Annotated in this window: 27 protein-coding genes; 10 read left to right on the top strand and 17 right to left on the bottom strand. The window is 59.7% G+C overall.

The annotated features are described in order from the left end of the window. The first annotated feature begins 78 nt into the window (after nt 1-78). On the top strand, nt 79-363 hold the full coding sequence (locus B723_RS20105) for a hypothetical protein (protein WP_017338590.1): 285 nt from the start codon (nt 79-81) through the stop codon (nt 361-363). Here the strand turns inward: B723_RS20105 and B723_RS20100 are convergent. Beyond that, entirely contained in the window at nt 360-1,043 is a 684-nt protein-coding gene (locus B723_RS20100) for a TetR/AcrR family transcriptional regulator (protein WP_033037582.1), read from the bottom strand. The two genes, B723_RS20105 and B723_RS20100, sit on opposite strands and share 4 nt — an antisense overlap. Nucleotides 1,044-1,196: 153 nt before the next feature. Here B723_RS20100 and B723_RS20095 point away from each other — a divergent pair, with 153 nt between their 5' ends. Together B723_RS20095 and B723_RS20090 are read left to right on the top strand one after the other, a co-directional pair. Beyond that, entirely contained in the window at nt 1,197-2,033 is an 837-nt protein-coding gene (locus B723_RS20095) for an NAD(P)H-binding protein (RefSeq protein ID WP_017338588.1), read from the top strand. Nucleotides 2,034-2,403: 370 nt separating this feature from the next. Beyond that, the gene (locus tag B723_RS20090) at nt 2,404-2,607 is read left to right on the top strand and encodes a hypothetical protein (protein ID WP_017338587.1); all 204 of its coding nucleotides are present in this window, start codon (nt 2,404-2,406) and stop codon (nt 2,605-2,607) included. Between the two features lie 59 nt (nt 2,608-2,666). On the opposite strand, the gene B723_RS20085 is transcribed toward B723_RS20090, so the two are convergent. Genes B723_RS20085 through B723_RS20055 form a run of 7 tightly spaced genes read right to left on the bottom strand, consistent with a single transcriptional unit; the run spans nt 2,667 to nt 8,961 of the window. Further along, nucleotides 2,667-4,034, bottom strand: a complete 1,368-nt coding sequence (locus tag B723_RS20085; protein WP_017338586.1) for a sensor histidine kinase — start codon at nt 4,032-4,034, stop codon at nt 2,667-2,669. After that, nucleotides 4,031-4,693 (bottom strand): response regulator, encoded by a 663-nt coding sequence (locus B723_RS20080; protein ID WP_017338585.1) that lies wholly within the window; start codon nt 4,691-4,693, stop codon nt 4,031-4,033. Before B723_RS20080 ends, B723_RS20085 begins: the two co-directional genes overlap by 4 nt. Nucleotides 4,694-4,704: 11 nt before the next feature. Then, entirely contained in the window at nt 4,705-5,349 is a 645-nt protein-coding gene (locus B723_RS20075) for a tetratricopeptide repeat protein (protein ID WP_017338584.1), read from the bottom strand. Next, nucleotides 5,346-6,155 (bottom strand): SDR family oxidoreductase, encoded by an 810-nt coding sequence (locus tag B723_RS20070; RefSeq protein ID WP_017338583.1) that lies wholly within the window; start codon nt 6,153-6,155, stop codon nt 5,346-5,348. The genes B723_RS20075 and B723_RS20070 overlap by 4 nt, the downstream gene beginning before the upstream one ends. Continuing rightward, nucleotides 6,142-6,816 carry a TenA family transcriptional regulator gene (locus B723_RS20065; RefSeq protein ID WP_017338582.1) on the bottom strand — a complete coding sequence of 225 codons (675 nt, stop codon included), beginning with the start codon at nt 6,814-6,816 and terminating at the stop codon, nt 6,142-6,144. The genes B723_RS20070 and B723_RS20065 overlap by 14 nt, the downstream gene beginning before the upstream one ends. Beyond that, nucleotides 6,813-8,294 (bottom strand): AMP-binding protein, encoded by a 1,482-nt coding sequence (locus B723_RS20060; protein WP_017338581.1) that lies wholly within the window; start codon nt 8,292-8,294, stop codon nt 6,813-6,815. The genes B723_RS20065 and B723_RS20060 overlap by 4 nt, the downstream gene beginning before the upstream one ends. After that, the gene (locus B723_RS20055; RefSeq protein ID WP_017338580.1) at nt 8,284-8,961 is read right to left on the bottom strand and encodes a thermostable hemolysin; all 678 of its coding nucleotides are present in this window, start codon (nt 8,959-8,961) and stop codon (nt 8,284-8,286) included. Before B723_RS20055 ends, B723_RS20060 begins: the two co-directional genes overlap by 11 nt. Nucleotides 8,962-9,170: 209 nt before the next feature. Here B723_RS20055 and B723_RS20050 point away from each other — a divergent pair, with 209 nt between their 5' ends. Further along, on the top strand, nt 9,171-9,722 hold the full coding sequence (locus B723_RS20050; protein WP_017338579.1) for a cytochrome b: 552 nt from the start codon (nt 9,171-9,173) through the stop codon (nt 9,720-9,722). Between the two features lie 108 nt (nt 9,723-9,830). Here the strand turns inward: B723_RS20050 and B723_RS20045 are convergent, their stop codons facing one another. From B723_RS20045 to B723_RS20035, 3 genes are all read right to left on the bottom strand, one after another. Beyond that, complete coding sequence (locus B723_RS20045) at nt 9,831-11,192, bottom strand: MBL fold metallo-hydrolase RNA specificity domain-containing protein (RefSeq protein ID WP_017338578.1); 1,362 nt, start codon at nt 11,190-11,192, stop codon at nt 9,831-9,833. Nucleotides 11,193-11,275: 83 nt separating this feature from the next. Next, nucleotides 11,276-12,211, bottom strand: a complete 936-nt coding sequence (locus B723_RS20040) for a universal stress protein (RefSeq protein ID WP_017338577.1) — start codon at nt 12,209-12,211, stop codon at nt 11,276-11,278. Nucleotides 12,212-12,245: 34 nt separating this feature from the next. Beyond that, nucleotides 12,246-12,500, bottom strand: coding sequence for an Lpp/OprI family alanine-zipper lipoprotein (locus B723_RS20035; RefSeq protein ID WP_017338576.1), 255 nt, complete (start codon nt 12,498-12,500; stop codon nt 12,246-12,248). A 228-nt stretch (nt 12,501-12,728) separates the two neighbouring features. Between B723_RS20035 and B723_RS20030 the strand changes: the two genes are divergently transcribed. From B723_RS20030 to B723_RS20020, 3 genes are all read left to right on the top strand, one after another. Next, nucleotides 12,729-13,376, top strand: coding sequence for a BON domain-containing protein (locus B723_RS20030; RefSeq protein WP_017338575.1), 648 nt, complete (start codon nt 12,729-12,731; stop codon nt 13,374-13,376). 57 nt (nt 13,377-13,433) lie between these two features. Then, nucleotides 13,434-15,275 carry an ATP-dependent zinc metalloprotease FtsH gene (gene ftsH, locus B723_RS20025; RefSeq protein ID WP_017338574.1) on the top strand — a complete coding sequence of 614 codons (1,842 nt, stop codon included), beginning with the start codon at nt 13,434-13,436 and terminating at the stop codon, nt 15,273-15,275. A gap of 66 nt (nt 15,276-15,341) precedes the next feature. Then, nucleotides 15,342-15,767, top strand: coding sequence for a potassium channel family protein (locus tag B723_RS20020; protein WP_017338573.1), 426 nt, complete (start codon nt 15,342-15,344; stop codon nt 15,765-15,767). Between the two features lie 29 nt (nt 15,768-15,796). On the opposite strand, the gene B723_RS20015 is transcribed toward B723_RS20020, so the two are convergent. Further along, entirely contained in the window at nt 15,797-16,681 is an 885-nt protein-coding gene (locus tag B723_RS20015) for a universal stress protein (RefSeq protein WP_017338572.1), read from the bottom strand. A gap of 56 nt (nt 16,682-16,737) precedes the next feature. Then, the gene (locus tag B723_RS20010) at nt 16,738-19,113 is read right to left on the bottom strand and encodes a phosphoketolase family protein (RefSeq protein WP_017338571.1); all 2,376 of its coding nucleotides are present in this window, start codon (nt 19,111-19,113) and stop codon (nt 16,738-16,740) included. A 254-nt stretch (nt 19,114-19,367) separates the two neighbouring features. Here B723_RS20010 and fnr point away from each other — a divergent pair, with 254 nt between their 5' ends. Beyond that, nucleotides 19,368-20,111: a fumarate/nitrate reduction transcriptional regulator Fnr gene (gene fnr / locus B723_RS20005; RefSeq protein ID WP_017338570.1), complete on the top strand. Its 744-nt coding sequence runs from the start codon at nt 19,368-19,370 to the stop codon at nt 20,109-20,111. A 24-nt stretch (nt 20,112-20,135) separates the two neighbouring features. Next, nucleotides 20,136-21,119 (top strand): zinc-dependent alcohol dehydrogenase family protein, encoded by a 984-nt coding sequence (locus B723_RS20000; protein ID WP_017338569.1) that lies wholly within the window; start codon nt 20,136-20,138, stop codon nt 21,117-21,119. On the opposite strand, the gene B723_RS19995 is transcribed toward B723_RS20000, so the two are convergent. Then, nucleotides 21,109-22,020 (bottom strand): universal stress protein, encoded by a 912-nt coding sequence (locus B723_RS19995; protein WP_017338568.1) that lies wholly within the window; start codon nt 22,018-22,020, stop codon nt 21,109-21,111. The two genes, B723_RS20000 and B723_RS19995, sit on opposite strands and share 11 nt — an antisense overlap. A gap of 226 nt (nt 22,021-22,246) precedes the next feature. Between B723_RS19995 and B723_RS19990 the strand changes: the two genes are divergently transcribed. Further along, nucleotides 22,247-22,810: a GNAT family N-acetyltransferase gene (locus tag B723_RS19990; protein ID WP_031318866.1), complete on the top strand. Its 564-nt coding sequence runs from the start codon at nt 22,247-22,249 to the stop codon at nt 22,808-22,810. Between the two features lie 52 nt (nt 22,811-22,862). Here B723_RS19990 and B723_RS19985 read toward each other — a convergent pair whose 3' ends face one another. The 3 genes from B723_RS19985 to B723_RS19975 form a co-directional block, all read right to left on the bottom strand. Beyond that, the gene (locus B723_RS19985; protein ID WP_017338566.1) at nt 22,863-23,786 is read right to left on the bottom strand and encodes a universal stress protein; all 924 of its coding nucleotides are present in this window, start codon (nt 23,784-23,786) and stop codon (nt 22,863-22,865) included. A 102-nt stretch (nt 23,787-23,888) separates the two neighbouring features. Then, on the bottom strand, nt 23,889-25,127 hold the full coding sequence (locus B723_RS19980) for an MgtC/SapB family protein (protein ID WP_017338565.1): 1,239 nt from the start codon (nt 25,125-25,127) through the stop codon (nt 23,889-23,891). Between the two features lie 49 nt (nt 25,128-25,176). Continuing rightward, entirely contained in the window at nt 25,177-26,250 is a 1,074-nt protein-coding gene (locus tag B723_RS19975) for an NAD(P)-dependent alcohol dehydrogenase (protein ID WP_017338564.1), read from the bottom strand. Nucleotides 26,251-26,443: the final 193 nt, after the last annotated feature.

The following is a 26,443-nucleotide window of genomic DNA, read 5'->3' as shown; positions in this document are numbered from 1 at the left end:
TGCGGGCCATTTTTTTGCGTGCCGAACGACATTACTTGCTGGAGGTCCAACAGTTACACGTCACCAAGGAGGCGTCTGATGGTTACTCACTTCAAAGTTGGCGGGCATCTGGCCTGCGGTCACAAAGGAAGCAAACTCACCTCAACGACTGAACTGACCCGGGTGAAATGCAGAAGCTGCCGAAGCACCGATGCGTTCAAGGATGCGCGCAAAGACCAGCGTAACGCTGCTCGCCGCGCCGCACGCAAAGCCAAAGTCACTCACACCGCCAATGACTGGCGCGTGGAATGGGTCGAGCGGCTTACCGCGATGGACGGGCGGCAACGATTGCCTCGGGGCTTTACTGGTCAACCTTTCGTTTAACAGGCAGGTCTGGCGGTTGCGACGCCCTTCGTCCCAGCCGTCAACCCGATGATCTCACGCAAAGCCATTCGCTTGAACGCCTCGACCAGTCCGCGCCCCTCTTCGGGCGCACATGAGATGGCCAGACGCATGGTCGCTTCGCCCAGGTGCCAGATCAGAAATGCCGAGGCCTGGACCTGCCCCGCGTCACTGCCTGGATACACCCGCATCATCACCTCAGCCAACAGCCCACCGGCAATCCGGCTTTCCTGCAACTCCAGCGCCATGAGGTGTTTGTCTGCCTGCATGCCCGACCAGATGTCGCGCATCGCCGGTGTTGCCAGGACGATCTCGTAATACTCGTCGAGCAGCGCTGAAAAGGCTGCGCTCAGCCCTTGCGCATCTTCAACCGCCGCCAGCGCCGCTTCGATACAGCGACGGCTTTCGGCGTTGTAGCGCTCTGCCAGGGTCTGTATGACCGAACTTTTGTCCGGAAAGTACTGATAAAGCGAGCCGATGGAAATCCCGCAGCATTCAGCTATCTCACTCATTTTGAGTTGATCGCTGCCCTTGCTCGCAGTCAATTGTGTCGCCGCCGCGAGGATTCGCTCCTGGCGCTCGCGACTGCGTTGTTGCGTGGGATTACGCCGGGCCGGCTCGGAGGCAGGCTGTTCGACGATTTCGGTGGCTTTCTTGGGCACTGGTGCGCTCCCGATCAATAACATGACATAGCCTCACCTTAGCACTGCCCGTACGTCGGTTTCAGCGATTCTGCCGGTTGACGATAAAACGTGAGGGTTTATCATCTTTAAAACATGAGTAACACTCACATTAAATCAATGGAGATGAGCGCGATGAAAACCTCCCAGGAAACCATCCTGATTACCGGTGCTACGGGCAAGACAGGGCGGCGAATTGTTCAGCGATTGCAAGCGCAGGGAGTGTCTGTCCGCTTGGGCTCCCGAAGGGCCAGTCCCGCTTTCGACTGGGAGGATCGAAGCACGTGGGCCGCCGCGATCGATGGCGTTCGCGCCGTCTACCTCTCGTTCCAACCGGACCTCGCAGTCCCCGGTGCCGTTGAGACGGTGCAGGCATTCACCGATCAAGCGGTCAAGAGCGGCGTGCGTAAACTGGTGCTGCTGTCGGGGCGTGGCGAAATTGAAGCGGAACAAGCCGAACGCGTCGTTCAAAACAGCGGGGCCGACTGGACCATCCTGCGGGCCAGCTGGTTTTTTCAGAACTTCAGCGAAGCCCATTTTCTCGAGCCGATTTTGCAAGGAGAACTGGCCCTCCCCGTCGGCAACATCGCCGAGCCCTTTGTCGACGTGGAAGACATCGCCGAGATCGCGGTCGTAGCACTGACCAAGCCGGGACACGCAGGCCAACTGTATGAACTGACGGGTCCGCGAGCATTGACCTTCACGGAGGCTGTCGCTGAAATTGCCCGTGAGACGGAACGGGGCATTGCGTACGTTGCGGTACCGCCGGACGCCTATCGGCAGGCGTTGGAACAGGCGCAGGTACCCGCCGAACTGATCGATCTGGTGCTTTATCTCTTCACGACCATACTCGATGGCCGCAATACACCTGTGACCGATGGCGTACAGCGTGCGCTGGGTCGCCCGGCACGGGACTTCAGCGACTATGTTCGACGCACTGCCGCCACAGGTGTCTGGGCAAGCGAAGAGTGATATTGAAGCGCTCCGCGCGACCATGAGGTGAATCGGTGTGCATCGGTTAATGCACACTGGATTTATTATCAGTGGTCCTTTTGTTCATCGATCAACCAAACTGAAACACCGTCGCTGCGTACGGTGTTTCATTCTTTCCCAAACTTTTTATACGTCACGCAGATCACGTCTCCAGCCACCTTCCAAATCCCCTTTGCTTCCGGGTAATCCGCGATTTTAACGACCACCGCTCAGCCAGGGCTCAAGGTTTGCCAGAATCCCCCCCTTTTTGGTGCGATCCTTTTTTGGCGATAATCCGTTTCCTCAACTAGGATTTCTAACGCATCGCAACGCGCCAACCTGAGTGTGCAGGTGATCAAGGAGGGATTAAATGACACCGATTCGTACGGCGGAGAAAACCTACCGCACCTATTCCAGCCCGATCTTGCTGGAGCTTAAGGAAAGAGCGCATCAGCTGGAGCCGGCAGATCGCCAGGCACTGCAGAATATTCTGCTGGAGAGAAGGCTCGTTGACTCCGGAAGCCCTACCGGCATCGAGCGGCGCGGGAAACAGGACATCGAAGGTCCTGAGTGACAGGCTCTGACGCTCCAGTCCCAAGGGCTGACTCGCAGACGCGCGCTAAAGCAGCGGCGTCAAAAACAGTGGAATTCCAACGTGGCGCACAACCCTTTCGAGGCGCGATTTTCTAACCGAATCTGTCCTCCCAGGCGATCGGCGATCGCCTGAACGATATTCAAACCCAAGCCCGCCCCCTGATCATTGCCACGGCTGTAGAAACGCTCGAAAAGCCGATCACGATCTTCCTCGTTAATCCCCGGTCCCTCGTCCTCGACAGACAGTTCATAGTGATCTGCCTTTTTATTCAGCCTTACCGTGATCAAGCCGTGCTCCGGGGAAAAGTTTGCAGCGTTGGTCACCAAATTGTTCAAGGCGATATCGATGGCTGCGGAATCAACTCTGACCGGGCCGATTTCGTCGCTGACATCGAAAGCCAGCTCGAGCCCCTTGTTCAACAACCAGGGGGTCATCTGAACCAGGCTAGCGCGCACGGTGGCGACCAGATCAATGGTGGGGGGTATACGAATCGCTGATTGCGGTTCAAGTCGAGCCATGGTCAGTAATTGGTTGACCAGTCGGCTGGCACGGTCGACGCCGGCGATCAAATGTTCGAGGGACTCGCAACGTTCCTCCTCACTGCCCGCCTCCATCAGGTTCTGTGCATGGACCCTGAGCACCGCTAATGGCGTGCGCATTTCATGGGCGGCGTCAGCGATAAAGCGCCGCTCCCGCCCCATGACTTCCTGAATCTGCGCGAGCATGCGGTTGAGGGCCGCCTGCATGGGCTCAAGCTCGGTAGGTAACGGCATCAGTTGCAAGGGTTCCAGTGAGCCTGGATGCCGCGCACGCAATGTCGCGGCCATATCGACCAACGGTTTCAAACCCCAGCCGATCGCCAGCCAGATCATCGACGCCAACAGCAAACTGCCCAGGATATTGGGCCCCAGCGTATGGCGTACGATCCGGTCCACCAGGTCCGAACGCACATCGTCTCGCTCGCCAACCCAGATGCGCAGGCCGTTCTGTTTGTCTTCGAGCATGAACGCACGCCAGTGACGGTGGTTCAGATCCACCACATCACTGAATCCTGGCGTCCCCGGGGGTGTGCCGAAAGACGGCGCGCTGGCGGTATGCACCAGCACTTCGCCCTTGGGATTCCAGACCTGGAAGGCAATCTTGGTTTCATAGGGATGACCGTCGACTCTCGGTTCCGCTTCACTCAAGGCCTTGTTGAAGGCCTGATACAGATCGGAGTGTTCCCTGCTGGCCATGGGCATACGCATGACCCCTTGCAGCAGTCGCGCATTCTGAGCCAGCTGAGCATCATAGACTTCGGCGATTTCGTGATTGCTGTCGTGCAGGTTGAGCACGCTCATCATCGTAATACCTGCGAGCAACAGACCGATGATCAGCGTCAGGGTGCGACGCCTGATCGAGGTCATCGGCGCTCCTCCACCAGATATCCGACACCGCGGATGGTGCGAATCAGGTCGGTTGAGAATTTCTTTCGCAAGTGATGGATATGCACTTCCAGGGTGTTGCTCTCGGCTTCTTCGTTCCAGCCATACAGTAGCTGCATCAGATGATCGCGGGTCATGACTCGGCCCGGTGGCGAGAGCAATTCGTGGAGCAGTTGATATTCCTTTGGCGTCAGTGCCACCGGTTCTCCCTGGTAGCTGACTTGCTGGGTGCCAGGATTAAGGCTGATGCCGGCGTGTTCGATCAACACCTGGGCGCGACCGGCGCTGCGCCGCAGCAACGCTCGCAGGCGCGCCTTCAGCTCGGCCAGGTCGAAGGGTTTGATCAGGTAATCGTCAGCGCCGGCATCCAGTCCGGCGATACGGTCTTCGGTGGCATCGCGCGCGGTAAGGATCAGCACCGGCAAATTCGAGCCGCTGTCACGCAAACGCCGCAGTACCTCAAGGCCGTCCATACGCGGCAAGCCAAGGTCGAGCACCGCAAGATCGAAGGTTTCACTGAGCAGCGAGTGCAAGGCACTGCTGCCGTCCTGCACCCAGTCAACGGTGTAACCTTCTCGCCCCAGAGCCTGATGGATGCCTTCGCCCAACGCTACGTCATCCTCGATCAGTAATAAGCGCACACGAACTCCTGTCAGTCGAGTTTCTTGTTCACGTCCACCAGCAACGCTTCGATTTCCTTGCGGCGTCCGGCATCGGCGGTTTCCCGGCCCGGCCTTGGCTCCGCTTGCAGGGCTTTTTGCAGCGCGCTTCTGGCTTCGCCGTAGCGTTTTTGACGGTAGAGGTGATCCCCCCAGAAGTACAGACTATCGATGCCGTTCGGGTTAAGTTGCAAGGCCTGTTTGAGTAGCTGCTCGGCCTTGTCCGAATCACCAAAACCGATGGGCCAGCCAGGAACGCGGTCATACAGGGCGCCAAGGCTGGTATAGGCCGAGCCTTGCAGCGCTTTGGGGTCCAGCGCCAGCGCTTTCTCCAGATCGACCTTCGCGTCCTTGACCTTGCTCAACGCACCCAATCCGCCTTGGGCTCCGGCCCAACTGCTGCTGACTATACCGGACCAGATCCAGGCTTCGGCCACCGATTGGCGCTCCCGGGTAAACGCAGCCGCCTGGCCCGCGAGCTTTTCAAACGCTGCGGTGCGTTGGTCGGCCGGCATTTCGTATTGAATGTGCGCCCAACTTTGCTGGATGCCGGTCAGGCGTTGCTGGTCAGCGGTGTCCAGCGCCCAGACGCTTTGGCTCAGGGCGGTGAGCAGCAGGCAAACGGTGAATTTTTTCATGGTTTGAGGTTCTCGTTATCGGGCTTCTGACTCAGGCGACGGATCAGCGGCAATTGCTTGCGCAAGCCTCGGTCCACCAAATTGGGCAGCAGGCTGTTCAGGCGCACGAAAAAGCGCTCCGGCCAGCCCAGGTACAAATCGCGACGGTCGCCGGCAATCGCGTGGATCACCGCCGAGGCGACTGTCTGGGGAGCATCGACATTGGATTTCAGAGCGTCATTCAAGGCCTGCGCCGCCGGGCTGTTCATGCTCGTGCGGGTGGCGCGTGGCGCGACGTAGAGAACGCCGACCCGGGTGTCCGCCAGTTCACGGCGCAGGGCTTCGGAAAAGCCGCGCAAGGCGAACTTGGTGGCGCAATAGCTGGCGTAGCCGGGGTAACCGATCGATCCATAGGTCGAACCGACGTTCACCACCATCGCGCTCTCGGCTTTCTTGAGCAGCGGCAACAGCAACTTGGTCAGGCAGATCGGCGCGCTGATGTTCACCGCCAGCATGGCGTGGATGTCGCTGTCCTCCAGTTGCTCAAGCATGGCGAAGTGGTTGACCCCGGCGGCGTTGATCAGCAGATTGATTCCGCCAATAGACTCCGCCGCGGTCAACACCTTGCGCCGGTCGGACAGAACGGTCAGGTCCGCGCCGATCCAGCACAAGTGCTGCGGATAGCGAGCCAGCAACGGTTCCAGGGATTCGCGATGCCGGGTCACCGCCAATACGTGTGCACCGCTGGCACACAAGGCAGACGCGATCGCCAGGCCAATGCCACCGCTGGCGCCGGTCAGCACCACGCGAGCTTCAGACAGGCGCATGCAGGTTCTCCCCGTCGCGCGGCAAACCACGGAACATATCGGTGTAGAGCGTGTACACCACTTTGGAGGCGTGGATCACGGCCGCCTGATCCGCCGGATCGTCGAGGGTGTTCATCAGCCGGCGATAGGTCTGCATGTGTTCGATGTCCAGGGAGCCATGGGAGCTGAGGTAGCTGAAGGCGCTCTCCGGCAAGCCCAGTCGCTCGCGAATGCTGCCGGCAGCGTGGGTGGCCAGGGCGATGCTGGTGCCTTCCAGCACGTTGACCATGCCGAACAGGCCGACCGGGTTGTCGCGAGCAATCAGGTCGTAGAGAAAGCTGACCATCAACTCAATCGGCATGGATGGACGACCGTCGCGCACCGCGTTCCTGTCGCCGCCGCAGGCTTCGATATCGTCCAATATCCATTGTTCGTGACCGTATTCGTCCTCGATGTACTCGCACACCGCTTTACGCAACCATTCCAGGCGTGTCGGCAGACGGGCGCCGCAGGCCATCATCAACGGCACGGTGTGGCGCACGTGGTAATAGGCTTGCGCCAGGAACGCGCGATAGCTTTCCAGGCTGACCTTGCCCTCAAGCGCGTCGCGGATGATCGGCAGATTGAACAATGTATGGCGTTCTTGTTGCGTGGCTTCTTGCAGCGTGTCGAAAAAACTCATGATGCGGATACCTCGGAAAGTGCTGATTCAGTCAGTTGCGCCCGGTAACGCTCGACGATGGCGTCACGGCGTGGGCGGCCATTGGCGGTGAGCAGGCCATTGGCGGGAGTGAAGGGTTGATCAAGACGGGTCCAGTGATGGACCTGGGCGTAATCGGGCAAGGCTTCGTTGGCCTGTGCGACGGCAGCGGCCAGTTCTTCGTCCGTGCAATCCGGTCGATGGGGCCAGAGCAACGCATGGTTTCGCGGCATGGCTTCGCCGTACACGAAGGCCTGGGCGATATGGCGGCGCTGGGTCAATTCGGCCTCAACCCATTCCGGATTGACGTTGCGTCCGAAACTGGTGACGAATTGATGTTTCTTGCGCCCTTTCAGGTAGAGAAAACCGTCAGGGTCGAATTCACCAAGATCCCCGGTCGGCCACCACTCATCGGTGTGCGGCGCCTCACCCAGGTAACCGAGCAGCGTCGCGCCCTTGACCAGCACTTCGCCATCCTGTGCCAGGCGAATCTCTACGTGGGGAAGTGGCTGGCCGACACTGCCGGGACGTCGGGCCTCGGGCCGATTGAGGCAGACCACCGAGGCACACTCCGACAGCCCGTAGCCTTCGTACACCGGCAGACCGATCCGTTGCGCACGGTGCAGTAATTCTTCGCTGACCCGTGCCCCACCCACCGCGGCAAAACGCAATGGATAAGGATTGAAGGCTTTTTGTTCGGCGGCGCTGACCAGCATCAACAGCAGTTGCGGCACCAGGATCAGGCTTTCGGGGGCACGTGTGGCCAGGCAACCGAGCAGGCGTGGCACATCCACACCGCTGGCGCCCTGAATGCCCAGGGTTTTCTGGCTCGGCACGCTCAAGGTGGCGCCGGCATACAGCGCGGCATAGCAGCCGAGGTTTTCCAGCAGGATCGCCAAGGGCAACAGGGCCAGGTGATGTTGCGGGTCAGCGGGTTTGCTCGCTTGATCCAGTTCGCGTGCGACCGTTAACAGGCTCTCGGCGCTGAGGCACACGCCTTTGGGTGTACCGGTGGTACCGGAGGTGAACGTCAGTTTGGCGGTCCCTTCCGGCATCCGGTTCGGGCCGTTGAAGGTGCGGCGCCAGAACTCGCCGTTTTTTTCGTACCCGGCGCTTTGCAGTTCGTCCGCCAGTTCCGGCTCGGCAATCACCAGCCCGGCCTGACTCTGTTCCAGGCAATGGATGCGTTGAGCCGGGCTGAAAAAAGGGGGCAACGTCAGGCAGGTCAGGCCTTCGAACAGCGCGGCCAGGTCCCAGAGCATGGCGTCGACGCCATTGTCCAGCGCCAGGGCAACCACCTTGAAGTTTTCATCGCGCAAGCGCTGCTGGCGGTACACCACTTCGGCATACAACGTGGCGTAATCCACTTTCAGGTGATCGCCCCACAAGGCGATGGCGTTGGACTTGCGCTCGGCATGGCTGCGCAGGGTTTGCTTGAACCGCTGCAGTTCAGGCGACATGGCTGGATTCCTCGATGGACAATGGCAACCCCAGGCGATTGAACATGCCAATGTTGCGCAAATGGATGAAGCCGGCGCGTATGTTGCCGACGTGCACCCAGGGTTTGCTCTCGTAGTAACTGCCCCAGCTGTGGCGGTCATCGCCCAGCCGCGAGGGATCGGCAGCGCAGAGGGTTACGGGCTTCAGGCCCAGGCGATGAAAGCTGTTCACCAGGCCGATATTGCCGGTGAACGCCACCCATTCCAGGCCGCCCAAAGCCAGCAGGTACGTGATGGCGATGATGCTCATTCGCGCACTGCCGGTGTCGCTGGCAGCCAGGTTGCCGACCTCGACGATGCCGCTGCGATCCACAGGGCGGTCGGCAGTGGCACTGATCAGCGGCTCGATCGACTCGTCCAGATAACGTTCCAGAAACAACGATTCGTCGTTGGCCCGGCGCACACCGGCAACCGCGCAGAGCGTGCCTGTTGCATCGCTCATGCCGAACAGCTCGGGCATGAAGTGACGTATATCGGCGCCGTGTGCCTTACGAAAGCGTTGCTGAATGAAGGCTTCGAAGACTGGGCGCTCGAGGGTGTCAGGCAACGCTCTGGCCAGACTCATCGTCGGCGTTTCGGCGTGGCCGAAGCGCAGGGGTAGAGGAATATTCCATTCAAAATCGGGCATTGGAAGACGCCTCCCGGGTTAAGTGTGGGAGAAGTATCCAAGGCATTTCTTAACGGAATCTGAAGGTGGACTCATGTCAGTGCAAAAGCTGTCTTCAGATTGCCTTAAGACTGGGCAGGCAGAGTTCTCGCCACTCGATTCAGCAGCCAAACCCGTTGCTGGCTGCGTGAATGACTCGGCAGCCAGGACAAACCCGCAAGAGGCCCTATATGACAAGACACTCAGAACCACAGCGGTATGCAGCACTTTCAATCACCTTGCACTGGCTGATGCTCGGGCTGTTTGTCGGCGTCTATGCCTGTATCGAGCTCAAAGGCTTGCTCCCCCGCCAGCATCCATTGAGGAGCCCATTGCTGGGCACCCATGCATTGTTTGGACTGGCAATCTTCTCCTTGGTATGGGTCCGGTTACTCGCTCGTTTGCAAAAACGCCCGCCCATCTCGCCCCGCCCTCCGGCCTGGCAGACCGCGATGGCGCACCTGACCCATCTTGCGCTTTATGCACTGATGATCGCGACACCCCTGCTCGGCTGGCTGATGCTCAGTGCTGCCGGAAAACCGATACCGTATTTTGATTTCACACTGCCCTCGCCCATCGCAGTCGACCCCGATATGGCGAAGCAGTTGAAACACTGGCATGAGTGGGTAGGTACCGCCGGGTACTGGCTGATTGGCTTGCATGCTTGCGCAGGCGTTTTCCATCACTACTGGGTGCGTGACAACACCCTTACACGCATGCTGCCCAAACGCTTCCTGCCCTAGCGCCAATGCCTGGTCAATTGACCTTCGCAAGGCATCGTTTTACAACACCCCGGCCGTGAAAGCGGCCGGGGTTTTTCTATTTTCGTCACACCCTTTACCCGAGCCGGCTCAGGGAGCCAGTTCAACACTGTCGCGATATTCCGGCACCGAAACCGACCACCCCAGTTCCAGGCTGATACGTCGGCGCAGTACATCCGAGGCATTGGGTTCTCCGTGCACGACATAGGTGTGTCTGGGCGGTCGCTTGAACCCGCGCAGCCACTGCATGATTTCATCGGCGTCAGCATGCGCGGACAGGGTTTGTATCGGCACCACCTCGGCCCTGATCGGCACATCCTTGCCATGGATGCGCACCGAAGGAGCGCCCGCGACAATTTGCGCGCCACGGGTACCGCCGGCCTGGAAACCCGGCATCAGCAGCGTGTTGATCGGGTTGGGGGCCAGCGCCTTGAGGTGGTGGATCACCCGTCCCCCCGTGGCCATGCCACTGGCAGCGATAATCACCGCCGGCGTGCGCTGGCGATCCAGCTCGATCGAGTCCTTGGTGGTGCGTACGAACTTGGCGATATGACACATGCCTTCGCATTCCTCGAGGGATAACCGGTGCTCGCTGCGAAAACGCTGGTACAAACTGGTGACGTCCGTGGCCATCGGGCTGTTTAGATAGATCGGCACATCGGGAATCGCATGTCGCTGTTTCAGCCGATACAGGTGGTACATCAGCAACTGGGCGCGGCCCACGGCGAACGATGGTACCAAGGTGATGCCATGGCGCAGCGCGGTGCGGGTGATGACTTCGGCCAATTGCGCCTCCGGCGGCTCGACCGGATGCTTGCGATCGCCGTAGGTCGACTCCACCAGCAAGTAATCAGCCTGCTCGACCGTTTCAGGCGCGAACATCAATGGATCATCTGGCCGCCCCAGATCGCCTGAGCACACCAGCGTGATGCCGTCGGCGATCACCTCCACCGTTGCCGCGCCCAATATATGCCCGGCACAACGAAACTGAATGCTCATGCCCGGGACAATGTTGACCCGGTGATGTAACTCCACGGGGTGTAACAGTTTCAGTGCCCGCTCGGCATCTTGCTCGGTATACAGCGGCAATGCCGGGTTGTGCCGGGAGAAACCATGCCGATTGGCGAACTCGGCGGCCTCTTCCTGCAGGCGGCCACTGTCCAATAGCAGGATTCTCACCAGTTCACAGGTGGCGGGTGTGGCATACACCGGCCCGCGATAACCATTGCGCACCAATACGGGCAGGTAGCCGCTGTGATCCAGGTGGGCATGGGTCAGCACGATGGCGCCGAGGTCGCCAACCGGGAGCTGGAATGGGTCCCAGTTATGCAACCGAAGCTGTTTATAGCCCTGGAACAGGCCGCAATCGATCAGTACATGTTGGTCGCGATGTTCCAGCAGGTATTTGCTGCCGGTGACCGTGCCTGCCGCACCGAGAAATGTCATTCGCATGGCCGTCTCCATGAACATTCAGGGGAGCACCATTGATCGCTCTTCAGGGGTCAGGTGCAGTTGATTTTTATCAACGGCGAGCGTTACCGGTCGCTGAATCCGTCGAGCCTGGGCAAGGGTTTGACGATGGTCAAACTGCAGGGCGCCCGGTTCAGCACGCTCTCGGCGGTACTGCCGACGAACCTGTCGATGCCGTGTTGATAGACCGCGCCAAGCACCACCATGTCAAAGGCATTCTGCCGGGCGAACTGTGTAATGACTGTGTGCGGGATACCCGTCAGGAGATGTCGGTGTGTTGTTTGAATACCGTAACGATCGGCAAGCGCCTCAAAAGCCTCCTGCTGCGCATCGTTGACCGCGTCTCTCAAACTGTGAGCCAGCGTCACGGTCGGCACGCTTATCGCTGAATCGCCCACCACGGACCAACTGTTAACGCTCAGCAGAGACAAGGCGGCACCGCAGGATGCTGCCAGCGTCGAGCCCAGATCGAGCACCCGGTCGTTCAGCCCTTGAGTCATATCCTCCAGATGAGACAGATCGACTGTGCAAAGTATTTTGAGCGGTTTGGGATTCCTGGCCTCAGTCACCAGATGCAAGTGAGCCGGACAATCACGCAGCAACCGCCAGTCGAGGGGTTGGTGAAAAGCCCGGTCGAGTGCTGGCACATAATGGGTGTCCTTGATCACCAGGTCCGCATGGAAGTCATTTACGTACTCAAGCAGGTGCGCCGGGCTCGATTTCGCCCAGACCACCTCCGTGGTCACCTGCATCCCCCCGCACCGTTGAAACCTGGCTTGCTGCTCCAGCCAGTGTCGATGCACCTGCAAATAGCCCTCCCGTGCCTGGGCCATCGCATCATGGTCAAACAGCCCGGCTACCGCCAGCGCCTGGACATAGTCGAACGCAACGATGTGCAACAACGCACCGGTTGCGCAGGCCAGTGCCTGCGCCCGCTCAAACGCCGGGGTGCGGGTCATTTCGGCGGGGGCAATCAACAGGATACGTTTGAGCTTCAACATCACATACCTCGTCGGCGCGTCGTGTCATCGCTACTCACTGGCGTGGCACCTTGCCGGCCATCCGGCTGGCACGCACATTCGCCTCATCGGCCGTGCGTTGCGCCTGACTGGCTATCTCGATAGCCAACTGTGCCTTCAGGTACGCCTCATCGGCCCGCAGCCGTGCAGTCGCGGCGTTATTTTCCGCGGACTCCAATCGTGCGTCGATTTCCTGGGTGTGCTGACTACTACAACCGGCCGCCGTTGCCAACAGAATGCTCAGCAATACAAAAGACACGCGCTTGTTCATGACTTTGCCTCGGTTTATCGCGACTGGAAACCTTCAGATAACTGCCCCAAGTATCAGACGCCATCGCCTGCGCACTCTGATTTTTGTCAACTAATGGCTCGCTGGCGATGAGTGAGGCACTCACTGAAGCCTTGTTGATTTAGCTCAATGTCTTTGCACCGCTCAGGCGTAAAAAAAACCAACCGGGCACGTGCGCCCCGTCAAACCTCATCAACAGAGGACACCGTCATGAACGACCTGAGCCTGCGTAAAACCATTTTGGAAGAACTTGAATTCAAGCCGGAAATAGACGCCGCGAGCATTGGCGTTGCCGTGGACAATGGCATCGTCACGCTCTCCGGTCACGTCAACAGCTATGCTCAGAAAGTCAGTGCAGAACGTGCGGTAAAAGGCATCAAAGGGGTACGCGCTGTTGCCGAAGAAATCCAGGTCAGGCTGGACAAAGGCGCCGGTACAGCGGACGACACCATCGCGAACCGTGCCTTGAACATCATCAGCTGGAGTGCCGACCTACCCGACGGTGACATTAAAGTCATCGTGCAGAATGGCTGGATCACCCTTGAGGGTGAAGTGGACTGGCAGTACCAGAAAGAAATCGTCGAGCGAGCCGTGCGCAAGTTGTCCGGCGTGGTTGGCGTGGACAATCGTCTCACCCTCGTCCCCCGGGTGGATGTGGTCGATATCCAGCACCGCATTGAAGAAGCGCTCAAGCGCAACGCCGAAGTCGACGCCAAGGAGATTCACGTCAAGGTCGATGGGGATGTTGTGAGTCTGGAAGGCAACGTTCATTTGTGGCGCCAGCGTCGAATAGCCGAACGGGCGGCCTGGTCCGTGCCAGGCGTGAGGGAGGTGAACGATCATTTGCGTCTTGCCTGAGCCGGTCACCCCGGGAACCTGCGATCTGCCCGTTTGCCTCCTTTCTGAGCGAAGGCCATGAAAAAGAACCACCAATGGAACTTGTCTTACTTCGCGATTGCGTTTGTCGTGCTCACCCTCGTGCAATTTCTGTTTGTCGAACGTCGTATTGTGCAGAGCATTCCATACAGTCAATTCCTGCAATTGCTGAACGAGCAAAAAGTCAGCGATTTGCGGATCGAGAAGGATCAGATCAGCGGCAAACTGCAGGATCCTATCGACGGGCACAACCTGTTTACGACGGTGCGCGTGGATCCGGCATTGGCAACCGACCTTGCTCACTCAGGAGTCGGGTTTACCGGGGTCAATGAAAACACCTTCCTGAGCGGTCTGCTGGGCTGGTTGCTGCCCTTTGTCCTGATCATGGTGATCTGGCATTTCCTGTTTCGCAGCATGGCGGAAAAACAAGGCATCGGTGGGCTGATGAGTATCGGTAAATCCCGGGCCAAGGTATTCGTCCAGCGCGATACCGGGGTGACCTTTGCCGATGTGGCGGGCATCGATGAAGCCAAAGCCGAACTGGTGGAAATCGTTTCGTTCCTCAAGGACAAAGCCAAATACGGGCGTCTGGGCGCGCACATTCCCAAGGGAACATTGCTGGTCGGCCCGCCGGGCACAGGCAAGACCCTGGTAGCCAAGGCCATCGCCGGTGAAGCCGGTGTGCCGTTTTTCTCGATCTCGGGGTCGGAATTTGTCGAAATGTTCGTCGGGGTCGGTGCCGCCCGCGTGCACGATTTGTTCGAGCAAGCGCGGCAGGCGGCGCCCTGCATCATCTTCATCGATGAACTGGATGCACTGGGCAAAATGCGCGGCGTCGGCGCGTTTGGCGGCAATGATGAAAAAGAACAGACCCTCAACCAGTTATTGGCAGAACTGGACGGATTCGATCCCCGTGAAGGCGTGGTATTGCTGGCCGCAACCAACCGTCCGGAGGTGCTCGACCCGGCGCTACTGAGAGCCGGGCGAATCGACCGGCAGATTCTGGTCGATCGTCCCGACCGCAAAGGCCGGCAGGCGATCCTCAAGGTCCATCTCCAGAAAATCAAAATTGAGCCCGACCTCGATGGCGAGCGTATCGCCGACATCACCACCGGCTTCACCGGTGCAGACCTGGCCAACCTGGTCAACGAAGCCGCCATCGTGGCCACTCGTCGTGGTGCCGAAGCCGTCAGCCTCAACGATTTCACGGCCGCCGTGGAGCGCATCGTTGCGGGGGTTGAACGCAAGAGCAGCCTGCTGCGCCCTGACGAGCGTCAGGTGGTGGCCTATCACGAGATGGGGCATGCCCTGGCCGCCAGCAGCCTGCCTGCCATGGACCCCGTCCACAAAGTCTCGATTGTGCCCCGCGCCATTGGCTCGCTGGGCTATACGCTGCAGCGACCGACCGAAGATCACTTCCTCATCAGTTGCCAGATGCTCAAGGACCGGATTGTCGTGCTGATGGCCGGGCGCGCTGCCGAATACCTCGCCTATGGCCAAATTTCCACCGGGGCCGCCGATGACCTGGCCCGCGCCACGGATATCGCCCGACAATTGATCACACGCTTTGGCATGAGTAGCGAGCTCGGCCAATCGGTACTGGAGCGACAAAACGCGACCTACCTGGGTGAACAGTTGCGAGGTGTTGGCGAGAAAGACTATTCGGAACAAACGGCCAGGGAAATCGACCTGGGCATTCGTGCCCTGCTGGATGAAGCCTATGGGCGGGCCAAAGCCTTGCTCAACAGTCGTCGAGCCGATCTGGACGCCGGCGCGCATCTGCTGCTGGAAAAGGAGACACTGACGCCCGAAGAGTTTCCAGCGCTGATGCCGGTCAAACCCGCCCCGCAACTCGCCCGTCTGAACGTGACATCACCCTGAGGCCCCGGTCTTGTCGACACCGCTTATTGCGGACCGCCATGCATCCGCTATCGCCGGAGGTTCACCATGCTGGCCGTCACGTTGATCAATACACTGGTGGTCATCGTCGTCGTGGTGATCCACTACGAATGCCTGCTGCGCCTGAACGATTGGCTGCCGCGGCTGAAGCTGTGGAGCCGTTTCAGGATTGTCGTCGGGGTATTCGGAGCGCTGGTAGCCCATGCGCTTGAAGTCTGGTGCTTCGCACTGGTCTATTACCTGATGGTGCGCTCCGGCGATTGGGGCAGCCTGACCGGTAATTTCGATGGTTCGCTGATGGACTGTGTGTACTTTTCCTTTACCACCTACACGACCATCGGCTTCGGCGACATTTCACCGGTGGGCAATCTCAAGTACCTGACCGGCCTGCAGGCACTGACCGGCCTGGTACTCATTACCTGGACCGCGTCCTTTCTGTTTCTGGAAATGCAGAAATACTGGAAGCGTAAATGAGCCCTTCCTTTACCACTGCTCGCAGCCCGCTATACCGCCAGAATGCAGCAAGGTACCTGATACAGAATGTGTTCAGTCGTACTGCCCAACAGCTTGTTCACTCCGCGTGACTGGACTTTTCCCATCACGATGACATCGACATTCTGCTCATTGGCGAACTCGCTCAGGGCCGAAACGGGGTGTCCCATAATGAAATGTCGATGATCGGCGGATACGCCATACCGGCTCGCCAGCTTGAGGAAGTTTTTTTCCAGGTCTTTGCGTAAGGCCTTGGTGAGGTCAGCCAAGGTCAGGCCGTCCATGTCCGCCAGAAAACCGGCCGAGATATCGCAGGCGTACAGCAAATGCAATTCAGCTCCACACTGCATGGCCAGACCCGTCGCTTGCTGAATAATCCGCTCGTTGAGTTCGTTGTCGGGAGACTCGGTCTCCGACACTTCGACCGCCGCCACAATCTTGCGCGGCAAGCCGAAGCCACTGCCGCCCACGAGATATACCGGTATCGGGCAGTGCCGCAGCAGGTACCAGTCAAGCGGGGTGAAAAAGGCACGTTTAAGCACTGATTCATGCTGGACTTCCTTGATCAGCAGGTCGGGCTGCATTTCCATGACATGAGCGAGGATGTCCTGCTCCATGTCATCGGCCCAGGCCACTTCGGTGGTGACTTCGAGCCCACGGCCACGCAGATTGCTTGCCTGAGCCTTGAGCCAGTCGCGGTGTTCCTGCAGGTAGCTCTCCCGCGCCTGTTCCCGATTTCCCTGTTCAAGAAACGACAGGCGATCCAGCGATTTCAGGAGCGCCGCGATATGCAAACTTGCGCCGCTGGCCTTGGCCAGCGCAGCCGCATGATTGATCGCGGGGGACTGGCGCAAGGCCGGGTTGATGATGAGTAATAACTTTTGATACTGGCTCATGATCTACCTCTACTCAGGTGAGTGTTCGGTTGCAGCGGCTGCCTGGGGCGCCGGATTCAGTGACCTGCCATGGGCGTCCATTGCCAGTTCAGCACCTCGGGCATGTCCAGCCCGTGCTCGATGAGATAGAGCTTGTGTTTTTCCATGGTGGACCAGTAGCGCGATTGCGCGATTTGCACGTGATCGTGCAGCCGGGGCACCCGCTCGATGACGTCCAGCGCCAACCGATAACGATCCAGATTGTTGATCACCGCCATGTCGAACGGTGTCGTGGTCGCGCCCTCCTCCTTGAAACCGCGCACGTGGAAATTCTCATGACTGGTGCGCTTGTACAGCAGCCGGTGGATGAGCGCCGGGTAGCCGTGAAAGGCAAAAATCACCGGTTTGTCCACGGTAAACAACTCATCGAACGCGCTGTCCGATAAACCGTGGGGGTGCTGATACGACGGCTGCAATACCATCAAATCCACGACGTTGATCACCCTCACCCGCACATCCGGTACGTACTCGCGTAACAAAGTCACCGCCGCCAGGGTTTCCAGGGTTGGCACGTCACCGGCGCAGGCCATCACCACATCCGGATCACCCTCCTCGCAACACGCCCAGTCCCATCGACTGATACCCGCCTGGCAATGCCGGATGGCTGCATCGATATCCAGCCACTGCCATTCCGGTTGCTTGCCGGCGACGATGACGTTGATGTAATCGCGGCTTCTCAGGCAGTGGTCGGCCACCGACAGCAGGCAATTGGCATCGGGGGGTAGATAAATCCGCACCACGTCCGACTTTTTGTTGGCCACCAAGTCGATGAACCCCGGGTCCTGGTGGGAGAAACCGTTGTGGTCCTGGCGCCAGACGTGGGATGTCAGCAAGTAATTGAGCGAAGCAACGGGTTTACGCCACGGTACCTCGGCAGCGGTTTTCAGCCATTTGGCGTGTTGATTGACCATGGAGTCGACGATATGGATGAACGCCTCATAACAGGACAGCAAACCATGGCGTCCGGTCAGCAAATAGCCTTCCAGCCAGCCTTCGCACACCTGTTCACTGAGGATTTCCATGACCCGACCGTCGGCCGCCAGGTTCACATCGTCTGGCTCCAGCGGCTCCATCCATGCTTTGGCGCTGACCTCGTAGACCGCATCCAGTCGATTCGACGCCGTTTCATCGGGGCCGAACAGACGGAAGTTTTTCGATAGCAGACTGTTTTTCATTACATCGCGCAAAAACGTGCCCAGCACCCGCGTGGCCTCTGCGCGCAGGCTGCCAGGAACCTCGAGTTTCACCGCATAGTCGATGAACGGGGGCAGGTCCAGCGCCCGCAACAGCTCGCCACCGTTGGCATGGGGATTGGCACTCATGCGCCGGTGCCCGGTCGGTGCCAGTGCAGCGATTTCGGGCAGCAAGGCACCATTGGCATCAAACAGCTCATCGGGACGATAACTGTTGAGCCACTCCTCCAGTTGGCGCAGATGAATCGCCTGCTGAAAATCGGCCAGGGGCACCTGATGCGCGCGCCAGGTGCCTTCAACGCGGTGGCCATCGACGAATTTCGGGCCGGTCCAGCCTTTGGGTGTGCGCAACACCAGCATGGGCCACAGCGGCCGTTCCGACGCTTCGGTCTGCCGAGGCTGACGCGCTTCGCGCTGAATCTCGCGGATTTTCAGCACGATCGTATCCAGTGTCCGGGCCAGGGCCTGATGCACGTGCGCCGGATCATCGCCTTCAACGAAATACGGATCGTAGCCATAGCCATACATCAAGGCCGACAGCTCATCCTCACTGATTCTGGCCAGCACCGTGGGATTGGCAATTTTGTAGCCGTTGAGGTGCAGGATCGGCAACACCGCCCCGTCACGCGCGGGGTTGAGGAACTTGTTGGAGTGCCAACTGGCCGCCAGCGTACCGGTTTCGGCCTCACCATCACCAATCACGCAAGCGACGATCAAGTCAGGGTTATCAAACGCGGCACCATAGGCATGGGCCAGGCTATAGCCCAGTTCGCCGCCTTCATGGATCGACCCCGGAATCTGCGCCGAGACATGGCTGGATATGCCGTAAGGCCATGAAAACTGCCGAAACAAGCGAACCAGACCGTTGGCATTGCACTCCACCGAAGGATAAAACTCGGTATACGTCCCTTCCAGATAAGTCTGTGCCACAACCGCTGGCCCACCATGACCGGGGCCGGCAACGAAGAGCATGTTCAGGTCGTACTGCTTGATCAACCGATTGAGGTGGGTGTAGATCAGGTTCAGCCCCGGCGTCGTGCCCCAATGGCCCAGCAGCCGGGGTTTGACATGTGCCAGGGTCAGGGGCACCTTCAGCAAAGGGTTGTCTTTGAGGTAGATCTGCCCGACAGCCAGATAATTGGAGGCCCGCCAATAGGCATCCAGCCCTTCCAGTTGCTCGTCACTCAGAAAATCGCTCATGAAGTCCTCCGCCAACGGCCCGGCCTACCCATCGCCATTCATGAATTCTGGGTGCCTGAAACGCCCAAGACTTGATTTACATCAATTCTCATCGCCGACGATCAAGCTCAATGGCGTGGGAACGCTCTGAACATTGGCACGCAGGACGTGGATTCCTCCCCGTTCGTCGATTACCTCGGCGATCACCCCAATGAGGTTCGCGCTCGAAGACTCACCATCTATGCTTAGAAAACTCCTAGATGGCGTCTCCCCTCATGCCTGAAACTCGCCCACTTCAAGTTCATTACCTAAAAGCCGCCTGTTCCAACTGCAGCGTATTGGAGTTGTGCCTGCCGATTGGCTTGAGCGGCGCGGAAGTCGAGCGACTGGATACGCTGATCGTGCAGCGCTTCAAGGTTAAAAAGGGTGCCGCGTTGTACCGCACGGGTGATCCACTGCGTTCGCTTTACGCAGTTCGTATCGGCTCGTTCAAGACCAGCGTGTTATCCGTCGATGGTCGTGAACAGGTCACGGGGTTTCACATACCCGGCGAGATGCTCGGTCTGGACGCCATCAGCGCCGATGAGCACGCCTGCAATGCGTTTGCCCTCGAGGACAGCGAAGTCTGCCCCATCCACTTCGCGCAACTGGAGAAGCTCGCCCACAACCTGCCGTCGCTGCAGCACAACCTCAACCGGCTCCTGAGCCGTGAAATCGTGCGTGATCACAGCATGTTGATGCTGATGGGCAATATGAACTCGGATGAGCGGCTGGCGGCTTTTCTGCTGAACCTGTCGCAACGTTTCAGTATCCGTGGCTATTCCTCCAGGGACTTCGTGCTGAAAATGCGACGCGAAGAAATCGGCTCCTACCTGGGGCTGCGGCTGGAAACCATCTGCCGGGGCATTGCGCACCTGCGGGATCAGGGGCTGGTAGAAATATCAGGCCGCGACGTCAAAATCCAGAACATGGAAGGGCTCAAGCAGCTGGTCGCAGGCTGTCATCGTTCCCCTCGCTAACACCTGCACGTCTGGAGAATCGTCATGCGTGCCATGGTTCTGCATGTTCCCGGCCAGCCGCTGCAACGGGAAGAGCGCCCTGTCCCGACACCTGGCGCACACCAACTATTAATCGAAGTCCTGGCTTGTGGCGTATGCCGCACCGACCTGCACCTGGTGGACGGCGAGTTGCCACAAGCGGTGCTGCCGCGAGTGCCGGGGCATGAAATCGTCGGCGAAGTCACGGCGGTAGGCGCTGACGTCGACCCCGCCTGGATTGGCCAGCGAGTGGGCGTTCCCTGGCTGGGCTGGACGTGCGGTGAATGCGGGTTTTGCCGCTCGGGCCGGGAGAATCTTTGCGATCAGGCGCAGTTCACCGGTTGTCACCTGGACGGTGGCTATGCGGAATACACCGTAGCCGACCCACGTTTCTGTTTTCACATTCCGCCGGCACTGTCGGACCTACAAGCGGCGCCGCTGTTGTGTGCCGGGCTGATCGGCTTCAGGGCCTTGCAAATGGTCAAGGATGCACGCCACCTCGGGCTCTATGGTTTCGGCGCTGCCGCTCATTTGGCCATTCAGGTGGCGCAGGGCCGGGGCCAGCAGGTGTACGCCTTCACCCGACCGGACGACCTGGCAAGCCAGACCTATGCACGCACACTGGGCGCCACATGGGCCGGTCCTTCGGATCAATCGCCGCCGCATCTGCTCGACGCCAGCCTGATTTTCGCCCCCGTCGGCGCGCTGGTACCGGCGGCGCTGGCGGTGACTGCCAAGGGCGGCTGTGTGGTATGCGCCGGTATTCACATGAGTGACATTCCGGCGTTTCCCTATCGGCTGCTGTGGGGCGAGCGCAACGTCCGCTCGGTGGCCAACCTGACGCGAGAAGACGGCACCGCGTTTTTCGCGGAGCTGCAACACACGCCCGTGCAATGCGACGTCACCCGGTTCGCCCTCGACGACGCCAATGAGGCCCTGGCCTGTTTAAGAGCGGGTCAGTTCAACGGTGCCATCGTCCTCACGCCTTGACGCCCTGCCCCACGGCCAGAATGCTCCCTGGCACCGAGTACAGCGCCCGCTCGGTGTTACTGCCGATCATTCGGTCGATGCCCACCCGGTGCACAGTCCCCATCACCACCACATCCACCAGGAATTGCTCGACGAATTCGCTGATCACCGGCACCGGCAACCCCATGACGAAATGCCGACGCTCGGGTGGCACACCGTAGCGATCCGCCAGGGTGACAAAGGCCCGGTGCAACGACTCACGCAGCTCTTCGATATAGTCCACGCCCCAGCCACCGCCCGCCAGCGGCGTGTCGCCATTGAAGGCTGACGACAAGTCATAGGCGTAAAGCAGGTGCAGCGGCGCGTCACATTGCAGGGCTAACGCGTTGGCGGCCTGGATGATGCTGTCATTGAGGCCGCTGATCTGGGTTGAGGGATCGAACGGGTCCACCGCCGCCACGATGCGGTGCGGCAAGCTGTAGCGTGCCTGGTTGACCAGATGAACCGGAACCGGGCATTCGCGCAGCAAGTGGCAATCGAGCGGGGTAATGAACACCCGCTTGAGCAGCGGTTCAAGGGTCACGTCCTTGATCAGCAAGTCGGGTTTGAGGTCTTCGACGGTCTTGAGGATGTCCAGCAGCGGATGGGTGGTGAACACCACTTCGACGGTCACCTCCAGCCCCGCGTCATTGAGCCGGTCCATCTCGTCGGCCGCCCAGCGACGATAGCGGCGCAAATAGCCCTGATACCTCGCGTCATCGACTTTCTCTTCCCACAAATGCACCACCGGCGCCGGTTCGACATAGGCTCGCACGGCCAAGGCCGCCCCGCTTTCCTTGGCCAGGGCGACAGCACGTAACAGCGCCGGGGATTGATGCAAGGTTTGGTCGGCGATCAGCAACAATCGTTGATATTGACCCATCACACACCTCGATTCGACACCGGCTCGCAAGGGCCGGCAGGTATCCCAGACTGCACCCGCTGCCCCCTGCCCCAGGTTGATTTACGTCAACCAGGTACAAATGAATGCGCTTGATCACGAGTCTCTGATCCAGATCAGATTCAAGCGCCGACAGCGGCGTAGAAAGGAACGAACGGTGCGGTTCATCACCGCGCGCCCCTTTTCAAACCCGTTGGAGGACGACCCCATGCTCACCGTCAAAGACCACAATGACCGGGCGGCGGCTGCCTATGCTGCAGTCACCGGAAGGTACTGGATCGAAGAACTCAAGGATGGCCGCCACGTATTGATCCGGCCGCTGGCGGAAAAAGACCGCGAGCGCGAATACGACTTTATCAAACGGCTCTCTCCCGAGTCTCGCCACATGCGTTTTCTGGCGCAGATCAACGAGCCCACCGGCGCTTTGCTCGATCAGTTGATGGATACCGACAACGACAAACGCCTGGCCTTTATCGCCCTGGTCCATGACAACGGCAAACTGGTCGAGATCGGCGTCAGCCGGTATGCCGCCACCGGCGGACTTGAATGTGAATGCGCCGTGACGGTCGCAGATGAATGGATGCACCTGGGCCTGGGTACACTCCTGATGGAGCATTTGATCAAAGCCGCGCGCCAGAACGGTTTTCGCCAGATGTATTCAGTGGACGCCTCCAGCAATACGCCGATGCGCGACCTGGCCAAAGCCCTGGGCTTCGAAACACACAATGACCCCGATGACAGCCGCCAGGTCATTCATCGTCTTTCCCTGTAAACCCTCGCCCCGCGATGTTACGGCCAACGTTTCATCGCGGGGCGATCCATTCTCAGGACTGCAGCATCCGGCCCGGCTTGATCGCCAACACACTGCACGGCGCCCGCTGTAACAGTTGCTCGGCCGTGGTTCCCAATAGTTTGTTAAGTCCCTTGTGTTGCACCGTCCCCATCACGATGACATCGGTGTGATGGTCGGCGGCGAACTCACAAATACTGTTCACCGGGATTCCCTCGATGAAGTGCCGACATTCCGGTGGTACGCCATGGCGTTCGGCCAATGCCGCAAACGCTTCGTGCTGCGCCGAGCCCAGGGTTTCATAGATGCCGACGGCCAATGGCAGCGCCCCAAAACCAATGTCCTGGGCATACACGGCGGTCCAGTCGTAGGCGTGCAACAGCTCCAGGCGGGCATCACACACCTCGGCCAGTTTGGTGGCGGCATCAATGATCTGGTCGTTGAACACCAGGTCCTGGTCTTCGCTGCGCAGCACATCGACGATGGCCAATACGCTGTGCGGGCGCGGATTGAGGGCGTTGGTCACCAGATGCACAGGTACCGGGCAATCGCGCAACAGTTGCCAATCCAGCGGCGTGAAAAACACACGCTTGAGCGCCGACTCTTCCTGCGCATCCTTGATGATCAGTGCCAACGGCATCTCGTTGACGAATTGCATGATTTCCTCATACGGGTGCTGCACCCACACCACTTCGCTGGTGACTTCCACACCGTGCCTGCTCATCAACCCGGCCTGTTCCGTGAGCCACTGCCGGTGGGTCTGCAGATAGCCGTCACGTGCACGGTTCATTTGTTCGGGCGCAAACAGGCCAGCCACCGCCAGTGCCTGCGAGTAGTCAAATGCCACGATGTGCAACGGCATTTGCATCGCCCGCGCCAACGCCGCGGCCCGGTCGAACGCCGGTGTACGGGTCATGGCTGAGGGAGCTATTAACAATAAACGCTGAGTCTGCGACATTGGACACCTCGGCATACGGCCTTCTGGATTGCGTAGGCATACAGATTGAGCGGTCCCGATTCAGTCAACTTGATCTTTATCAGCCCAACGCGAGATGTACCTTCAGAGCAGCAAGATTCCGGCCCACATCGCCAGCGTCAGCAATACCTGCCCCGGGATGAGATAAGCGGCGAACGGTCGACCGCCACTGACCCACGCCACCAGGCATTTGCTCAGGGAGTTACTGCTGACGGCGATTAACGTCGGGACGGCAATGGCGTCGAACGGCATCTGGCCCGACTTGGCTAATGTGGCAATCGACGCTGTCGAGGAGTGGGCATCGGCAAAGCCGGTCAAGGTCGCCGTCAGCATCACGCCCACTTCGCCGTAGAGGCTGAGCATCACCGACGACAGGAAAGCGATGCCGGTCATGGTCAATGTGACGAGCAGGGCCAGCTTGAGATTAAACGCACCGCCGACCTTGATCGGTTGGCTCACGCCGGTCGCAGGCCGGGGAAACATCAAGCACAGGCCATACAGCGCCGTGGCGGCAGCACCGCACATTAACGGGGCCCAGATATGACGTAACAGATCGGTGTCGACCGTGCCCAGGATCAGGCCGACCTGGATGAAGGTCGCGAGGTTGGAGAATATCGCCGCTGCGCTCAAGACCTTGATGTTGTCCGGCTCCTTGGCGGCAATGTGGCCCATAGCGGCGATGGTCACGGTGCTCGAGGCAAATCCGGAGGCAATGGCGCTGATCGCATAGCCATAACGGGTACCCAACGTACGAACAGCAACATGCCCCACCGCGCCCACCACCATGAGCAACACCGTCAGGGTGCAAATGGTGCGCAGATTGATGGCGGCATAGGGGCCAATGAAGCGATCAGGCACCAGTGGCAGCACCACCAGTGCGGCAGTCAGCAGGACCAGACCGTCGCGCATCTCCGCATCAGTCAACTGGCTACGGGCAAAGTGGTGCAGCTTCTGTCGATACGTCAACAACCCCGTCACCACCACGGCAATGGCAATGGCCAGTTCGAGCCTGGTGCTACACAGTGCCCCCAGGACCAACACGGTGAGCAATGCGACTTCGCTGGTCACGCCCGGGTCATCGCTCAGGCTGCGCCAGTACGCCACGGTGACCAGCAAGCCCAGCGTGACCGCCACGATGCCTACCAGCAGACCGCCGCCGACCTGCATCGCCACATAGCCCAACAGCGCGGTAATCGCGAAGGTGCGCAACCCGGCACAGGCACGGCTCTCTCCTTGTCCTTTGTGCCGCTCGCGCTCAAGACCAACGAGCATGCCGATTCCCAGCGCCGCCGCTGCTCCCGTCATGCCGAGGGTTTCATTCATGGGTTGGTCATCTGCGCAGGCGTTGCCTTCCTGGCCGGAATCACCTTCCTCACGGCGTAATCGCCACCTTCATCACACCGTCCCGCTGGTGAGCGAACAACTCATAAGCCGCTTCAATGTCGTCGAGTTTGAAACGGTGAGTCACCAGGGGAGACAGGTCGACACCGCCGCTGTTCACCACCGCCATCAAGCGACGCATGCGTTCTTTGCCGCCGGGACACAGGGTGGTGACGATGCTCAAGTCCCCCAGTCCTGCGGCGAAGGCATCGAGCGGAATGCGCAGGTCAGTGGAATAAACCCCGAGGCTCGACAGCCGGCCACCCGGACGCAACACCCGCAGTGCAGACTCGAACGTCCCTTGGGTGCCCAGCGCCTCAATGGACACATCGACGCCACGGCCATCGGTCAGGGCCATGATTTGCTCGACGACGTTGCCGTCCTTGAAATTGACCACATGGGTCGCGCCCAACTGCCGCGCAACGCTCATGCGCTCGGCCACGGCATCGACGCCAATGATGGTCGTCGCGCCCTTCAGACGCGCGCCGGCCACTGCGCAGAGGCCAATCGGCCCGAGGGCAAAAACGGCAACGGTATCGCCGATGCTCACCTCGCCGCGCTCCGCCCCGGAAAAACCGGTGGACATGATGTCCGGGCACATCAGCACCTGCTCATCGCTGAGGCCGTCGGGAATCGGGCATAAATTGGCAATTGCGTCCGGCACCAGCACGTACTCGGCCTGGCAGCCATCAATGATGTTGCCGAATTTCCAGCCACCCGTGGCGCGAAAGCCATGACGGGTGTCAGGGCCATCCTGCGAGGCACAGCCGCACAGGCACGCGTAACTCTGCCCGCTGGGCGTGATGGCGCCGGCAATGACTCGCTGCCCCTCGACGAAGCCGCGCACCTGGGAGCCCAGCCGTTCGATGACACCCACCGGCTCATGACCCACGGTCAGCCCTTTGGCCACCGGGTATTCGCCGCGCAAGATGTGCACGTCGGTACCGCAAAGGGTCGTGGTGGTGATACGGACCAGTGCATCCAGCGGCCCGACCTCGGGGACGGGCTTGTCCTGCAGCACGATCCGGTTTTTTTCAACGAAAACTGCCGCTTTCATGGTCGCCATGGTGATCCCTCTTTCGTTCTGCGTGCGCAAGCGTTCAGCACGCCGCCAAGACTGCGCCGGGATGCCAGACGACAGGTTGACAATGGTCAACAATTTGGTCTCTGAACGCAGCGGATAACCGTACGTCGGGCGACAGGGTCATTGCCCCTCGCGTTTGACAAAGATCAATCCCCCTTCCCCGACCGGCCGCATG

This window comes from Pseudomonas fluorescens NCIMB 11764, assembly GCF_000293885.2.
Lineage (GTDB): Bacteria > Pseudomonadota > Gammaproteobacteria > Pseudomonadales > Pseudomonadaceae > Aquipseudomonas > Aquipseudomonas fluorescens_B.
Note: the sequence above shows the minus strand (reverse complement) of the source record. Positions and strands in the feature narration are given on the sequence as shown.

What these genes read in the sequence shown, in the direction of transcription:
- B723_RS20015 (WP_017338572.1), bottom strand. Translation starts at nt 16,681, where the DNA reads ATGAGCCAGTATCAAAAGTTATTACTCATCATCAACCCGGCCTTGCGC.
- B723_RS19990 (WP_031318866.1), top strand. Translation starts at nt 22,247, where the DNA reads ATGCTCACCGTCAAAGACCACAATGACCGGGCGGCGGCTGCCTATGCT.
- fnr (WP_017338570.1), top strand. Translation starts at nt 19,368, where the DNA reads ATGCCTGAAACTCGCCCACTTCAAGTTCATTACCTAAAAGCCGCCTGT.
- B723_RS20075 (WP_017338584.1), bottom strand. Translation starts at nt 5,349, where the DNA reads ATGAAAAAATTCACCGTTTGCCTGCTGCTCACCGCCCTGAGCCAAAGC.
- B723_RS20040 (WP_017338577.1), bottom strand. Translation starts at nt 12,211, where the DNA reads ATGTTGAAGCTCAAACGTATCCTGTTGATTGCCCCCGCCGAAATGACC.
- B723_RS20090 (WP_017338587.1), top strand. Translation starts at nt 2,404, where the DNA reads ATGACACCGATTCGTACGGCGGAGAAAACCTACCGCACCTATTCCAGC.
- B723_RS20000 (WP_017338569.1), top strand. Translation starts at nt 20,136, where the DNA reads ATGCGTGCCATGGTTCTGCATGTTCCCGGCCAGCCGCTGCAACGGGAA.
- B723_RS19995 (WP_017338568.1), bottom strand. Translation starts at nt 22,020, where the DNA reads ATGGGTCAATATCAACGATTGTTGCTGATCGCCGACCAAACCTTGCAT.
- B723_RS20055 (WP_017338580.1), bottom strand. Translation starts at nt 8,961, where the DNA reads ATGCCCGATTTTGAATGGAATATTCCTCTACCCCTGCGCTTCGGCCAC.
- B723_RS20030 (WP_017338575.1), top strand. Translation starts at nt 12,729, where the DNA reads ATGAACGACCTGAGCCTGCGTAAAACCATTTTGGAAGAACTTGAATTC.
- B723_RS20035 (WP_017338576.1), bottom strand. Translation starts at nt 12,500, where the DNA reads ATGAACAAGCGCGTGTCTTTTGTATTGCTGAGCATTCTGTTGGCAACG.
- B723_RS20050 (WP_017338579.1), top strand. Translation starts at nt 9,171, where the DNA reads ATGACAAGACACTCAGAACCACAGCGGTATGCAGCACTTTCAATCACC.
- ftsH (WP_017338574.1), top strand. Translation starts at nt 13,434, where the DNA reads ATGAAAAAGAACCACCAATGGAACTTGTCTTACTTCGCGATTGCGTTT.
- B723_RS20105 (WP_017338590.1), top strand. Translation starts at nt 79, where the DNA reads ATGGTTACTCACTTCAAAGTTGGCGGGCATCTGGCCTGCGGTCACAAA.
- B723_RS20085 (WP_017338586.1), bottom strand. Translation starts at nt 4,034, where the DNA reads ATGACCTCGATCAGGCGTCGCACCCTGACGCTGATCATCGGTCTGTTG.
- B723_RS19975 (WP_017338564.1), bottom strand. Translation starts at nt 26,250, where the DNA reads ATGGCGACCATGAAAGCGGCAGTTTTCGTTGAAAAAAACCGGATCGTG.
- B723_RS20020 (WP_017338573.1), top strand. Translation starts at nt 15,342, where the DNA reads ATGCTGGCCGTCACGTTGATCAATACACTGGTGGTCATCGTCGTCGTG.
- B723_RS20095 (WP_017338588.1), top strand. Translation starts at nt 1,197, where the DNA reads ATGAAAACCTCCCAGGAAACCATCCTGATTACCGGTGCTACGGGCAAG.
- B723_RS20010 (WP_017338571.1), bottom strand. Translation starts at nt 19,113, where the DNA reads ATGAGCGATTTTCTGAGTGACGAGCAACTGGAAGGGCTGGATGCCTAT.
- B723_RS19985 (WP_017338566.1), bottom strand. Translation starts at nt 23,786, where the DNA reads ATGTCGCAGACTCAGCGTTTATTGTTAATAGCTCCCTCAGCCATGACC.
- B723_RS20070 (WP_017338583.1), bottom strand. Translation starts at nt 6,155, where the DNA reads ATGCGCCTGTCTGAAGCTCGCGTGGTGCTGACCGGCGCCAGCGGTGGC.
- B723_RS20060 (WP_017338581.1), bottom strand. Translation starts at nt 8,294, where the DNA reads ATGTCGCCTGAACTGCAGCGGTTCAAGCAAACCCTGCGCAGCCATGCC.
- B723_RS20045 (WP_017338578.1), bottom strand. Translation starts at nt 11,192, where the DNA reads ATGCGAATGACATTTCTCGGTGCGGCAGGCACGGTCACCGGCAGCAAA.
- B723_RS20065 (WP_017338582.1), bottom strand. Translation starts at nt 6,816, where the DNA reads ATGAGTTTTTTCGACACGCTGCAAGAAGCCACGCAACAAGAACGCCAT.
- B723_RS19980 (WP_017338565.1), bottom strand. Translation starts at nt 25,127, where the DNA reads ATGAATGAAACCCTCGGCATGACGGGAGCAGCGGCGGCGCTGGGAATC.